The following is a 13,337-nucleotide window of genomic DNA, read 5'->3' as shown; positions in this document are numbered from 1 at the left end:
ATGCTTGCCGAACTCCAGATTGAACTTGCGCGCCACCGCGCCGCACGCGTCGAGGCGGGGCCCGTTGTTTTTGGCAAAGTTGTGTCGTGCGATGGGGGATTGATCGAGGTGTCGGGACTTGCCCTTCCCATCGGATCACTTGGGGCCATCGAAGGTGATCAAACGTCCGAAGAAGCTCTCGCCGAAGTCATTGGTTTTCGCGGTGGGCATTCGCTGATGATGCTGCTTGGCGACACGCAATTGCTTCGCCCTCAATCGCGCGTGCGCGCCATCGGCAGTCCGGGGATGGTGCGTGTGGGCGAGGCTTTGCTCGGCCGCGCGGTTGATGGCTTGGGGGAGCCGATTGACGGCGGGCCGCCGCTTGATCTTGCGAACCCTTGGCCCCTTGGCGGCAAACGCGAAGGCGCGTTGGAGCGCGCGCCTGTGACAAAGCCATTCGACTGCGGAGTGCGCGCGATCAACGCGCTTGCGACTATGGGCCGGGGCCAAAGGGTGGGCGTTATGGCAGGTTCCGGCGTGGGAAAATCGGTGCTGCTCGATACGATTGCCGGGCAGGCACAGGCCGATATAACCGTGGTTGCGATGATCGGAGAGCGCGCGCGGGAAGTCTCCGATTTTGTCGCGCGCCATATGACTGATGTTACGCGGGGGCGGATGGTTGTGGTCGCAGTGCCAGCGGACCACGCACCCAACTTGCGCCTTCGCGCCGCGCAATATGCAAGCGCAATCGCTGAGTATTTCAGGGCCCAAGGCAAGAGCGTGCTTCTGGTCCTCGACAGCCTTACACGCGTGGCCCATGCAGCGCGTGAATTGGCGCTTGTTCTGGGCGAACCGGGAGCAGCGCGTGGATATCCGCCAAGCGCATTGGCAGCGATCACGCGATTGGTTGAGCGGGCGGGGAATTCAGCCACATCGGGCGGGTCTATTACAGGGGTCTACACCGTGCTTGCCGATGGGGATGATATGAACGATCCCGTGGTCGACACAGCGCGCGCGATCCTTGACGGGCATATCCTCCTCTCGCGCGACTTGGCGCAGCGCGGGCACTATCCTGCGATTGATGTGCCATCATCGCTTAGCCGGGTCATGGATGGCGTCGTCAGCCCTGAGATCGTGGAGGCAGCGCGCGTCCTACGCTCGCTTATCTCAGCGCGCGAAGAAAACCGCGACCTTGTGATGATGGGCGCATACCGCGCTGGCTCTGACCCATCGCTTGACCGCGCGCTGCAACACAGCGGTGCAATTGACACCTTTTTGACGCAAGGCAGGAACAGCGCCATTGGCTTGCCAGAAAGCTTGGAGCACTTGCTCGCTCTGACCCGGCAAACCCAAAGTGTCAGCGCCTCGGTCAATGAGTGAAAAGCGCCGCCTGAAAATCGCTAAGCGGCAATTGATGATGGCGCAGATTGCCCGGCGCGAGGCGCGTTTTGCGCTTGCGAATGCGATTGGCGAGGAAGAGCGCAGCGGACAAATCCACGACCGCGCCCGCGCGCTTCTTTGCGAATATGAAAAACGCGCACATGCGATGAACCAAGGCGCGCAAAGCCATACGTTGCAAAGCAATCTTGCCTTTGTGCGCTCGCTTCAATCCATGGCTCAAGATGCAGCTCTCGCACACAAGGATGCAGGCGATCAGACGGCATGGCAGGTGCAAGCATTGGCCAAGGCCGAGACCCGTTTGGACGCACAGGAAAGCCGGGTGAGCGAGGAAAAACGCACCCTTCTTCAAAAGCGCGAACAGCGCGAATTGATGGACCAGCTGACCGGCAAATCCGGCATGGCACGCAAGTTGCAAAATCAGGAGCACACCGGTGACAGGGGCGCGTTTAAGGGCGCTTACAAAACCGGGTCCACGCAACCCTAAGCGTTCTCTTTGCGCATCTCACGCGAAGACCACGTGAGAGCTAATGGAAGACGAGCCTTGATCCCTTCTCTGCAAGACCTGACCGCCGCACCAACAGCCCCAAAGTCCGCGATTGCGCCGCCGGAAATCATTGGAAAGGCGACCTTTCCTGCTTTGCTTGGCGGTCTTCAGGCTGCGACAAAACAGCCGGGGGAATTAGACAATCCCCCCATTGATGGGCCTAAGGCGCAGGGTGGTGAGCGGCGCGAATTTGAGGTCGAGGCAACAGCTCGCCTGGCGCCAGCGAAGACCTTCGGCGCGTCGCCTCTTCAAGGCCAAAGCCCAGCGGCAAAAACCGGCAGCGTTCAACTCCCAAGCGGCACGCTCTTGCCGACAAGCCCTGAGCTGTTGGAGCCAACCTCCCCCCAATCACTCAGCTATCAGCAGAGCCCATTATCGTGCATCTGCCAGCGCAAAGGCCAACCGATCCATCAGCCCAAAGCGGTGATGAGGGCGCGCGCGCGATTACTGCTCAGACTGCGCCCGAAGACCTAACCCTTGCAACTTTGCAAGGTGAGCCGGGCCTTTCCCCCAGCGCGCGTTGACTGAAACCGGCGAGACCTTTGAAACACAGAGCCCAGCGCCTGAGCGCGCCGATGCGAACGGTGAACCTCTTCGCCCGGCTTTGGTCGTCGAGGCTAATGTGATGGCCCCTGCGACGAGAGCCCAGCTCAATGAGCGAGTAGCACAGAGCCCAGTCGCGCAGACTCCAGTCGCGCAGACTCCAAGCGAACGGGCCCCGGTGGCAAATGGGCAGGCGCAGCCCGCCGTGCGAACACCCGCCGACCCTTCCCTTAGACCGCTTGATAAACCTCCTGCACCACCCGCCAAGCCCACGGACATAACCCCGAGTGCAATCGCAGCGTCTTCCGATCAAGAACCGAGCGATACCAAGCAACCGCTTCGCGCCCTGAGCGAGCCGACCGCCGCCGCCGATCCGTCAAGAGCATTGAAAAGCTCGCCGCCAATTGACCCTGCCAACACCGCGGTAACGATATCGCCCCCAAGCGAGCAAACGAGAGCACAATCAACCGGCACCCAAAGCGCGCTGGTTTCCCAACCTGTGGTCCAGACCCTCACGTCTTCCCTTGGCCTTGGACGGGTGACAAAAGTTGAGACCACTAAAGCCGGCACGCCGCCTGAAAAAGATGCCGCAAGCGATGATGCAAGGAATGCGACCGGCAGACAGGCGAACGCCAATGCGTCGGCCATGGCTCCGATCCTATCGGCCCTATCGATACCGGCCGACCCACAGGCCGATCCCGATGCGCCGCGCGGGCCCTTGCCCTCCAGCCTGCCGACATCAGCGGCGCCCGCCTCATCTCAGCCATCAACCCCGCAAACGCCGCTGGATACAGCATCGTCTCAACCATCATCAGCCGCGCCGCAGACCGCAGCTGCCGCACCCATCGCACCTCAGGCTGCCGCTCCCACACCGCTAGCTGATGCAGGAGCAGCTTTCCGGCCCTCCGCACAGCTTGAAAGCACCATTGAGCAGCTCACCCAGACCCGAAGCGATGCGCAGGCAAACAAGCCTGAGATGACCGTGCGCCACCAGGACTTTGGTGCGATCACCATGCGGCTTGATGCGAGCGGCAATGACCTTCGTACAACGCTTTCGGCCCGCGATCCGGGCTTTGTGCCCGCCATTCAAACGGCGCTTGCTGAAAGAAGTGTTGCGGCGAGCAACGAGGCCACCGGCAGCAATACGCAGCGCGGCAATGATCAATCAGGCTCGCAATCAAACTCTCAGACCAATTCTCAATCCGGTTCCTCTGCTGGCTCGCACTCAGGCGCTCAGGGCCAGGGCCAGGGCATGCAATTTGGTGCCCACTACGGGTCTTCCACAGGGGGAGGTCAAGGAACGTCTCAACCATACGCAGGGCAAACCGGCTCTCAAGATGAAGACACCGCTTCAGACCGGGCCAATCCGGCGGGTCAGCGCGGTGGATCAGCGGGAGATGGCGAACGCTTCGCCTGAACCTGGTGGCACCAAAAGCAGGGAAGTAACCTTCGATGTCTGATGCAAAAGCGGAAGAAGACGGCGACGCCAAAAAAGGTGGAGGCGGGATGAAGATGATCATCGGGATCGTCGTCGCACTCGGCGTGGGCGCGGGCGGTGCTTATGGAGCTTTTGCCGCTGGATTAATCGGTGACGACGGCAGCAGCGGTCCCGATCACCCTGAATTGGTGCGCAAAGGCGATTCTGACCCTTACCCCATCCCTGGCGGAGGAAAGGACGAGGGACCTGTCGTTTATGGGGAAGGTGGCAGTGAGTTTCGCACCGCTTATTATACATTCGAAGACAGCTTTACCTCGAACCTCGCCGAGTCCAGCGGCCTAATCCAGGTGGAGCTTGCCGCTTCAACACAGCGTGACGGGCGCGTGCTCCAGTGGATCCACAACCACCAGCTCGCGATCCGTTCAGCGATCCTCGTCCAGCTTGCCGCGACACCTGAACAAGACCTCTACTCGATTGAGGGCAAAGAGGCTCTTGCTACTCGCCTGACCAAGGCGATCAATGAAGTGCTCGAAGAAAATGAGGGCTTTGGCGGGGTTGAAAACGTGCACTTCAAAGGGTTGCTCGTCCAATGAATATGTCTGGCACCTTTGCATCTGATTTTGCTGGCGCTCGCCCTGTTGCGCGGCATTGCTCAGAGCTTACCTGGCGGGGCCCTCGTCCCGATGAACGCGCCGGTGTTATTGCCGAATGGCGCCGCGATTTGGCCCGCGAGCTTTCCAATGAACTTGGTCAGATCCTACAAGGCGACAAGTTGGAAGTCACCATCAGCGAGCCCAAAATGATGAGCGGCACACAGGTGTTTGCCAAGATCGGGGAAACCGCTGTGAACACGCTTCTGCGCATTGGCACAGGCGATCAGACTGTCTTGCTCAGCCTCGATTATGCAACGGCGATTGCGCTTACCGACTGCTCTTTTGGCGGGGAGGGCACCGTGCCTGAAACCGTCCCTTCTCAACTGCCTCGTTCAGCCGGGCTTTTGGTTGAGAAATTCGCCAGCTCAATTGCGCAAGTGATCGCTATGTCGAGGGGAACAGGCGAACCTCCTTGCGGCGATGTTTTGGTGCGCAGTGAGAGCGTTGTGCGCCTCAAACCCTTTAATGCAGACGCGCAAATCGCGGTTCTTGATGTCACCCTTGCCCAAGGCGCGTTTGTTGAATGGCAGATGTTGATTGCCCTTCCATCAGACAGGTTGGGTGAACTGCTTCCCAAGTCAGGTTCAAATCGGGGCAAGGCCTCCAGCGATGCGAAGCCTTCGAAATCTCGCGACCCTTATGAAGGGGTGCCGCTCAAGCTGGAGGCGGTGCTCACTGAATTTGAAATGTCGCTTGGAAAGCTGGAGGCGCTTGCGCCTGGAGATGAGATTGCGCTCACGATCCCGCGCGAGCTTCCTTTGCGCATCGGCGGCGATGTGTTCGCCCATGGCACTGCAGGGACGATTGAAAACCACATGGCACTGCGCCTGACAAAAGTGCCTCACCAAAACGCCGACATGGCGCGCGCACATTGGGAGGCAGGTCAATGAACGCTTTGGGTGGTACTCTTAGCCCCGCGCTTCAACGCCTTGGTGCGGTTTCAGTTCGCCTCTCGGTTGAGCTTGGCACGACCAATATGGCGCTCAAGGATGTGCTCGCTCTGGCGGAAGGGAGCGTTGTGTCGCTCGATAGACTAACCGATGAGTTGCTTGATATCACCGCCAATGGGGAAGTCATCGCGCATGGCGAAGTGATTGCACAAGAGGGGCGATTTGCGCTTCGTATTGTGAGCCTTGCAGGCGGTGAAACGCCAAGCAGCCGGCCACCAAGGCCAGCGCCGCGACCTGATGCACCGGTCGCGGCGCCTGCCGCTCCATCTGTTTCTGGGCCTGAAGCTCCCAGACCTCAGCCACCGGTTGAACCCACCCATGATCCTGCGTCAGCGGCCAAGCAGGAACCGATGCCCAACGTCAGCGAAGAGGCCGCACGCGAAGCTCCGACACAAGAGACCTCAAATGAGGAGGCACCGCCCGCAGAACCAGAGGTGGATGCATTGCTCGATGCTTTGGATGAGCTGACCGATGCACCTGCCAAGGACGGTGATGAAGCGCCGGGCGCGGATGACGCGATATGATGGCTGAATATCTCTTAAGGCTGGCGCTTTTGCTGCCGCTCTTGGGTCTCATGATCTGGGGCAGTCTTAAACTCACCCGCTATTTGCAAACGCGCCTTGTCGGGATGCAATCCACTTCGGGATCGCTTGAGCTTGTCGAGACGAGCCTTCTTGCCCCCGGATTGAAACTCGCCGTTGTGCGCTTTCATGGCCGCGAAATCCTGCTGGGTTGTTCGCGTGCTGGGATCGTGCGTCTTGGCGAGGCGGAGACTTCCGAACGCGCGCCCAATGCCGCCCGCGCGCCTGCAACACTTACGAAATCTGAGCTTTAGGCATGAGCGGTTTCAAACGCCTCGGCTGGCTTTTGTGTTTACTTGCGTTAACCATGTTTTCGCTTGGCACAGCAGCCCATGCAGCGGTCCCCATTGCAGAACCAGACGCTGCCGGGATTGGCAGCGCGATTGAGCGAGCCTTGAGCGCGGAAGGGGCAGGCGAGGACACGCCGCTAAGCTTCTCAATCCAGTTGCTCTTGCTGATGAGCCTTCTCACGATCCTCCCATCGATCGTGCTGATGATGACGAGCTTCCTTCGCATTCTGATTGTCCTCTCGATCCTGCGCCAAGCATTGGGCCTTCAGGGGTCTCCGCCAACTCAGGTGCTCGTAGGCCTCTCGCTCTTCTTGTCGCTCTTCATCATGGCGCCCACGCTCGACATGGTGAACACGGTGGCGATTGAACCTTATGCCAGCGGTGCCCTTGAAGCCGATGCCGCCATTGCGGCGGCAGGCGAGGCATTTCACGAGTTTATGCTGCGCCAAACGCGTGAGGCGAACCTTATCATGTTTGCCGATATCGCAGGCGTTGGTCAGTTCGAGAACGGTAAGGATATTCCCTTCTCGATCCTGCTCCCTTCCTTCGTCACCAGCGAATTGGAAACCGCGTTTCAGATCGGTTTTATGCTGTTCCTGCCCTTCCTTGTGATTGACCTTGTTGTGGCGAGCGTCCTGATGAGTTTGGGCATGATGATGCTTTCACCCACGATCATCTCTCTACCCTTTAAGCTGCTTCTTTTCGTCCTTGTTGACGGCTGGTCGCTTTTGATGGGTAGCCTTGCCATGAGCTTTGGATAGGGGGACGCCAAGCGATGCAAGAAGACGCACAGCTTTTGGCATTGGCCGATCAAACCTTGTGGGTGACCGCGCTTATCGTGGGTCCGGTGCTTTTTGCAGCGCTAGCGGTGGGCCTTTTGGTCGGCATCATCCAGGCGGCAACCTCGGTGAATGAGCAAACGCTGACCTTTGTGCCAAAACTTGCGGTGACCGCGGTGGTGTTTGTGGTCCTTGGCGGCACGATGATGGCGCTTTTGGGGGACTTCACCATAGAGATCTTTGCGCAGGTCGCTGGCATTGCCGGATAAAGGGGGGCGCAAGGTGACCTTTCTTGATCTCGGCTTTGACACTCTGCTTGAGCAATTGTGGCAGCTTATGTTTTTGTCCATCCGCTGCGGCGCGGCGATGATAGCCGCGCCCATGGTGGGCGGCATGGTCATGCCTGCAACCGCGCGGGTGATGGCCGCTTTCGTTATCGCGATATTCGTGGGTGTGTGGATACCGGTGCCGCAGCTCCCCGATATGCTCAGCTTTGCAGCGATCCTTGCGGTCTTGCAGGAAGTTGTCATCGGGGCAGCGCTTGGCTTTGTGCTGCAAATCGCCTTTGCCGTGCCCCTTATTGCCGCTGAACAAATTGCAGGCACTATGGGCCTTGCCATTGCGACGTCAATTGACCCTGCCAGCGGTCAGCAATCGGGCGCATTGGGGAGCTTTTTTGGCCTCATCCTAACCCTCCTATTCTACGTTATCGGCGGGCACCTCTTGTGGTTTCGCCTGATTATGGAGAGCTACCGATTGCTTCCTGCAGGCTCGGGCGGCTTTGGTGCTATCGAGGCGCAGAGTATCGTTTTGTTCGCTGGCTATTGCATCGCGACCGCTGCGGCGATTGCTTTGCCTGTGATCCTTGTGCTCCTTTGCGTCCAAGTCATCACCGGCACCATCTCACGCGCTGCGCCTGCATTGAACCTTTTTGCGCTTGGCCTTCCCGCTGGCACTCTTGCGGGGATCGCTGCCATGATTGTCGCCATGCCTATATTCATCGAGCAGTTCACCGACCTGCTTCAAGCCGCGCTCGAACAATCGGCCGCCATATTTACGCCCGGTCTTGAAGGTGTGGGGGGCTAAGCGATGGCTGAGGAAACACCGGGCGAAAAGCGGTTCGATCCCACTCCCAAGCGCAAAGCAGATGCCGCCAAGAACGGCGATGTCCTGCGCTCCAAGGAGGTGGCCACTGCGGTTGCGATGCTTACCGGCATTTCCATGCTCGCAGCGCTTGGCCCGTGGCTTTTTGAAGGCGTGCGCGGCGTTGCCCTTGCCAGTTTTCAGTTCGAGCTCGACAAGAATGCCGATTTCGACCCCGGCATATTGGCCATTAATGCAGGAAGCGCTGTCCTCCCACCCATTCTCGTCATTGGGATCGTCGTTATGATCATCACTGTGGCGGTCCAACTGCTGCTGGGTGAGGGCCGTTTTGTCCCGCAAAATTTGAAGCCCAAGGGCAATCGGATCAATCCGATGAACGGCCTTAAGCGCATGTTCGGCACGCAAGGGTTGATCGAGCTTGGCAAGTCAATCTTGAAGCTCATTCTGCTTGGCAGCATTGCAGCCTATTGGATTTCGACCACGATGCAGAGCCTGCTTGGCCTTGGGCGCGGGTCTTTACAGGCGCAGCTCGCGTTTGCTTGGGAGGCGGGAGGGCTGCTCATCCTCCTCCTCACCGCTGGTCTCGTGATCATCGCGATGATCGATTATCCCATCCAGGCCTTCCAGCGCAACAAGCGCCTAAAAATGAGCTTTGAGGACCTCAAAAACGAGACCAAACAGGCAGAAGGCTCGCCCGAGATGAAAGCTGCGCGTCGTCAGCGTCAGCGCGATTTGTCGCGTGGCTCTGTCGCCAAGGCGATGAAAGAGGCGCAGTTTGTGGTGGTGAACCCGATGCATTTTGCTGTTGCCATGACGTACGATCCAGAGCTCGCCCCTGCCCCCGTTGTGCTTGCCAAAGGGCGCGGGGAAACGGCGCTTGCCATGCGCGAGATGGCAGGGGAAATGGGGCTACCCGTGCTCGAATATCCGCAACTTGCGCGCGCGGTTTACTTCACCACAAGGGCCAACCAAATGGTGCGCGAAGAGCTCTATGTTGCCATTGCCGCATTGGTTGCATTCGTCCTTTCATTGAAGCGCGGTGAGCGGGTCCGTCCCCCCGAAGTCGACGTGCCCGATGACCTTCGCTTTGATACAGATGGAAACAGGGAAAAAACCGCTTAAGCAATCTGGCAAATGCCCGTCCTTGGAGGCATGGAAAACCAAGGCTCATCGATCATCACCGCGCTTGGCGCTGGGAGCGGTATCGACTTCATCCAGCTCGCCAATGATTTGTCGCAGGCCTCGTTTGAGCCTCGGCGCGCAAACCTTGAATCGCGCAACGCCGCGCTTGAGGCGCAGATATCGGCAGCAGCATTGATCCGTTCCTCGCTCAATGACCTTGCCAGCGCTTTGGGCGACCGGGTTCGCAATGGCGATTTGTCGCCTCAACCAAGCCTTGGCAATTCGGCCATCGCCGATGTCTCGACCACTCCCGGGATCACCCCGCAAGGCAGCTATTCGCTTGAGGTGACACAGCTTGCCCAGAGCCAAACGCTGGCCTCTCAAAGCTATTCCTCGGGCGATGATCTGGTGGGTGAGGGCACTCTTAACATTCGTTTTGGCACGGTGAGCGGGGCCAGCTTTACCGAGGATACCGAGCAATCGGCCCTTGCCATTGATGTGACCGCTGATGATACGCTTGAAAGCTTAGCTGCGAAAATTTCCACCGGCAGCGAGGGCAAGCTGTTTGCCTATGTGGCTGAAGGATCAAACGGCGCGCAATTGGTGATCAAAGGCGAGGATGGCGCGCAAAATGGCTTTGTTCTGGAGCCTGCAAGTTCTGCCCTGTTGCCAACTGCAACGCCCGGTGATCTGAGCTACCTTGCATGGAGCCCCGCGACAAATTCAGGCGAATTGCGCCAGGCCTCGCAGGATGCAATCTTCAGCCTCGATACAGTAGAGCTCACCAGTTCCAGCAACACCGTGACCGGCCTTCCAGAGGGGATCGGGCTGACGCTTAACGCCACCAATGCGGGCGAGCCAACTACGCTGAGCTTTAAGACCAATGATGGTGCAATCAGCGCGGTGATGACCGATTTCGTGGCCGCCTTGAATGATATTGTGGGCTTGCTCAACCAAGAAGCCTCAGGGGTGGGCAGTACGCTTGGCAACGATTCGGGTGCGCGCGGGCTTCGAGCAGATTTGTCATCGCTTGCAAGCCAAGTCGTGATGCCCAGTGCAGAGGAGGGTGAGCCTTCAACGCTGGGCGATTTGGGGCTTTCGATCACGCGTGATGGCTCGTTCCAGCTCGATACACAGCGCCTCAATGCAACGCTCGCCAATTCGCCTGACGGCGCAGCGGCAATGTTTACGGCGGGTGCGTTTGGTGTCTTTGCCACAATCGATGGTCTTGCAAGGGATAACACTTTGCTCTCCGATCCGGGCTCGCTTGGGGGGTCGGTGGTGCGCTATGAGGCGCAGATTGAGCGCAATGACGAGCGCCTTGCACGCGTTGCTGACAATCAGGAATCTTTGCGCAATCGGCTCACCCGCAGCTTTATCGCAGCGCAAAGCAATGTGACCCAATCGCAATCCACGCTGAGCTTCCTTCAGCAGCAGATTGACGCCTTCAACTCGCAGAATTGATGAGGGGGTGAGCCGATGATGCCCTTTTCGAAAAGCGCCGCCAACGCCTATCGCCGGGTCGATCTTGATGCGCGTATCGAGGCGTCTTCGGGCGAGGATTTGACGCGGATATGCCTTGAAGAAGCGGTGGCCTCGCTTGGCCAGGCGGTGGCTGCGATTGAACACAGGCCAGGTCAGGTCCCGCGCGAGGCGCTTTCACGTGCGCATGGCATTGCGATTTGGCTGGCGAGAAGCGTTGCCCCGGACAATCCGCTGAGCGCCCCTCTCACCCAGTTTTACGGCGGCGTTGCAACGACCATCGCCCGCAATCTGACGCGGGCCTCGCTATTAGAGCTGGCCCGGACGCGCGATGATTTGAACGATATCCTCCAAGCTGCGCGCTCGGTCTAGGCCCCGCTTGCCTCCATCGCCTCGCGGATAATGCGAGCGGCGTCATCGGGGTCTTGGAATGGGTGGAAATGGGTCATATCGGGCCGATCCATATCAATGCCCTTGGGCATGGTGGCGGCAAGGCCCGGCCATGTGGGAGAGCCCTTAAAGTCGCGAATATCGCTTTGCATGGCGCGCACGATGGTGGTGGGCACCTCGACGGCTTTAGCCGCTTCCAAGGCGGGTGCGCCTGACATGCTCGACATATAGAGGCTCGCCTCCACTTCCGGAGCGCAGGCGAGCTCATAGCCACCTGTCGCCAGCGGTGTGAGGCCATGGTGGCAGTAGCTTTCAAACACATCGCGGCGGAAAAGGCTGTAGGGCTCGCGCTCCTGAAAACGCGCTATCATTTCTTCAGGCGACGCAAAATCGCGCTTGCGCTTGGCAGCAGGGTGCATCTGCCCTTCGGGGGTTAACGAGCGGCCACTGTCATAAAACCGCGGATCAAGGATAACCGGGTCGAATAAGACGAGAGAGCGAAAAGCGTGCGGCCGCTCTGCAGCAACGCGCAATGTCACATGCGCGCCCATAGAATGGCCCATACCAACCGCATCTGTAAGCTCCAGATGATCGATCAGAACAATAAGCTCATCAACGATGATCTGCCATTCATCGAGTGGCCCGCCGCTGGATTGACCATGGCCATGCATATCCACCGCAATCACGCGGGCGCCAGGAAATTGCGCCGCAATCGCATCATAGCACCGCCCATGAAAGCCCGTTGCATGGGCGATCAGAAGGGTGGGCGCGCCCGGTCCAGCGGGCCATTCGTGATAAGCAAGGGTGGTCTCGCCCGCCTCGAAGCGGTGCAAGATAGGTTCTTTGGTCTCGGGCATATCGTCAGGCGTCTTGCCCGTTTTGATCCTCTTGGGGAAGCGCCGATTTGAGGATGAAGAACCCTGCAAAGGCGGCCACCAGTGAGCCGGAAAGCACACCCAGTTTCACTGCATCAATGAGCGCCGGATCGGCAAAGGCGAGGTTTCCGATAAACAGGCTCATCGTAAAGCCAATCGCAGCGAGCAGCGACAGCCCGTGGATCTTGCGCCAACCCACTCCATCGGGAAGCTTTGCAATCCCTGCTTTCACCGCGACCCAGGCAAAGCCGACAATGCCCACTTGCTTACCGATCAACAGACCCAAAGCGATGCCCAAAGGCAACGGTTCAAGAAGGTCAGCAGGAGACAGTCCAAACAGGCTTACCCCTGCATTGGCAAAGCCGAAAATGGGGATGATCACAAAGGCGACCCATTTGTGCAAGCCATGCTCCATATGCTCCAGCATGTGCGAGCCATCGCGCGCCACCATTGGCACCATCATGGCCGCCGTGACCCCTGCCAGCGTCGCGTGGACGCCTGACTTCAAAACAAACACCCACATGATGACGGTGAGCAAAACGTAAGGAATGGTAGAGGCTATTTTCAGCCGTCCCACAACGAACAACAGCGCCAGCATTGCGCCGCCTGCCGCCAGCATCGTGACATCAATTTCCTTGGTATAGAAAAGCGCAATGACCGTGATCGCGCCGATATCGTCAATCACCGCAATCGCGAGCAGCAATGCCTTCATTGCCACCGGCACGCGCGGTCCCAAAAGCGATAGGATACCAAGGGCAAAGGCGATATCGGTGGCGGCGGGAATAGCCCATCCGCTGATGCTATCGGGTGAATTTAGGTTGATGCCAACGTAAATGAGCGCCGGGATCGCCATGCCGCCAATCGCCGCTGCAAGAGGCAAGGACGCTTTGTCCCAGCTCGACAATTGACCGCTTATGATCTCACGCTTCACTTCCAATCCAATGAGGAAGAAGAAAATCGCCATAAGGCCATCGTTGATCCAAAGCAGCAGCGATTTGTTGATCGCAAAATCGCCAAAGGACACATTGAGCTTGGTTGAAAGCGTTCCAAAATACGCATCTGCCAGCGGGCTGTTCGCGATCAGCAAAGCCAAACCGGCAGCGGCAATCAGCACAATGCCGCCTGCGCTTTCCTGCTTGAGGAAGTCCTTGAGAGCAGCGCTCACCCGGTCAATCATGTGTGTGTCCTTTGAAGAGGGTCTTGCAA

Annotated in this window: 16 protein-coding genes; 14 read left to right on the top strand and 2 right to left on the bottom strand. The window is 58.7% G+C overall.

Features of this window, described 5'->3' with window-relative positions; all coding sequences use genetic code 11:
* From AC0V61_RS05250 to AC0V61_RS05185, 14 genes are read left to right on the top strand one after another with little or no spacing between them, the layout of a single operon-like run.
* Nucleotides 1-1,359 (top strand): FliI/YscN family ATPase, encoded by a 1,359-nt coding sequence (locus tag AC0V61_RS05250; RefSeq protein ID WP_486159453.1) that lies wholly within the window; start codon nucleotides 1-3, stop codon nucleotides 1,357-1,359.
* Entirely contained in the window at nucleotides 1,352-1,864 is a 513-nt protein-coding gene (locus tag AC0V61_RS05245) for a hypothetical protein (RefSeq protein ID WP_486156218.1), read from the top strand. The genes AC0V61_RS05250 and AC0V61_RS05245 overlap by 8 nt, the downstream gene beginning before the upstream one ends.
* A 57-nt stretch (nucleotides 1,865-1,921) precedes the next feature.
* Nucleotides 1,922-2,398 (top strand): hypothetical protein, encoded by a 477-nt coding sequence (locus AC0V61_RS05240; protein WP_486156217.1) that lies wholly within the window; start codon nucleotides 1,922-1,924, stop codon nucleotides 2,396-2,398.
* 46 nt (nucleotides 2,399-2,444) lie between these two features.
* The gene (locus tag AC0V61_RS05235; RefSeq protein ID WP_486156216.1) at nucleotides 2,445-3,884 is read left to right on the top strand and encodes a hypothetical protein; all 1,440 of its coding nucleotides are present in this window, start codon (nucleotides 2,445-2,447) and stop codon (nucleotides 3,882-3,884) included.
* Nucleotides 3,885-3,919: 35 nt separating this feature from the next.
* Nucleotides 3,920-4,498, top strand: coding sequence for a flagellar basal body-associated FliL family protein (locus tag AC0V61_RS05230; RefSeq protein WP_486156215.1), 579 nt, complete (start codon nucleotides 3,920-3,922; stop codon nucleotides 4,496-4,498).
* Nucleotides 4,495-5,448 (top strand): FliM/FliN family flagellar motor switch protein, encoded by a 954-nt coding sequence (locus AC0V61_RS05225; protein ID WP_486156214.1) that lies wholly within the window; start codon nucleotides 4,495-4,497, stop codon nucleotides 5,446-5,448. The genes AC0V61_RS05230 and AC0V61_RS05225 overlap by 4 nt, the downstream gene beginning before the upstream one ends.
* Entirely contained in the window at nucleotides 5,445-6,032 is a 588-nt protein-coding gene (locus AC0V61_RS05220) for a FliM/FliN family flagellar motor switch protein (RefSeq protein WP_486156213.1), read from the top strand. Before AC0V61_RS05225 ends, AC0V61_RS05220 begins: the two co-directional genes overlap by 4 nt.
* The gene (locus tag AC0V61_RS05215) at nucleotides 6,029-6,343 is read left to right on the top strand and encodes a flagellar biosynthetic protein FliO (RefSeq protein WP_486156212.1); all 315 of its coding nucleotides are present in this window, start codon (nucleotides 6,029-6,031) and stop codon (nucleotides 6,341-6,343) included. Before AC0V61_RS05220 ends, AC0V61_RS05215 begins: the two co-directional genes overlap by 4 nt.
* A 2-nt stretch (nucleotides 6,344-6,345) precedes the next feature.
* A complete protein-coding gene (gene fliP / locus AC0V61_RS05210) occupies nucleotides 6,346-7,140 on the top strand; it encodes a flagellar type III secretion system pore protein FliP (protein WP_486156211.1) in 795 nt (264 codons plus the stop codon).
* 14 nt (nucleotides 7,141-7,154) lie between these two features.
* Nucleotides 7,155-7,427: a flagellar biosynthetic protein FliQ gene (locus AC0V61_RS05205; RefSeq protein WP_486156210.1), complete on the top strand. Its 273-nt coding sequence runs from the start codon at nucleotides 7,155-7,157 to the stop codon at nucleotides 7,425-7,427.
* Between the two features lie 13 nt (nucleotides 7,428-7,440).
* Nucleotides 7,441-8,244 carry a flagellar biosynthetic protein FliR gene (locus tag AC0V61_RS05200; RefSeq protein WP_486156209.1) on the top strand — a complete coding sequence of 268 codons (804 nt, stop codon included), beginning with the start codon at nucleotides 7,441-7,443 and terminating at the stop codon, nucleotides 8,242-8,244.
* Between the two features lie 3 nt (nucleotides 8,245-8,247).
* Nucleotides 8,248-9,384 (top strand): EscU/YscU/HrcU family type III secretion system export apparatus switch protein, encoded by a 1,137-nt coding sequence (locus tag AC0V61_RS05195; protein ID WP_486156208.1) that lies wholly within the window; start codon nucleotides 8,248-8,250, stop codon nucleotides 9,382-9,384.
* 12 nt (nucleotides 9,385-9,396) lie between these two features.
* Nucleotides 9,397-10,848, top strand: a complete 1,452-nt coding sequence (gene fliD, locus AC0V61_RS05190) for a flagellar filament capping protein FliD (RefSeq protein ID WP_486156207.1) — start codon at nucleotides 9,397-9,399, stop codon at nucleotides 10,846-10,848.
* Between the two features lie 15 nt (nucleotides 10,849-10,863).
* The gene (locus AC0V61_RS05185) at nucleotides 10,864-11,238 is read left to right on the top strand and encodes a hypothetical protein (protein ID WP_486156206.1); all 375 of its coding nucleotides are present in this window, start codon (nucleotides 10,864-10,866) and stop codon (nucleotides 11,236-11,238) included.
* Here the strand turns inward: AC0V61_RS05185 and AC0V61_RS05180 are convergent.
* Complete coding sequence (locus AC0V61_RS05180) at nucleotides 11,235-12,113, bottom strand: alpha/beta fold hydrolase (protein WP_486156205.1); 879 nt, start codon at nucleotides 12,111-12,113, stop codon at nucleotides 11,235-11,237. The genes AC0V61_RS05185 and AC0V61_RS05180 overlap by 4 nt on opposite strands.
* A 4-nt stretch (nucleotides 12,114-12,117) precedes the next feature.
* The gene (gene nhaA, locus AC0V61_RS05175; RefSeq protein ID WP_486156204.1) at nucleotides 12,118-13,308 is read right to left on the bottom strand and encodes a Na+/H+ antiporter NhaA; all 1,191 of its coding nucleotides are present in this window, start codon (nucleotides 13,306-13,308) and stop codon (nucleotides 12,118-12,120) included.
* Nucleotides 13,309-13,337: the final 29 nt, after the last annotated feature.

The sequence above is a fragment of the Erythrobacter sp. JB1-4 genome, from assembly GCF_057365025.1.
This window is presented reverse-complemented; position numbering and strand designations above follow the sequence as displayed.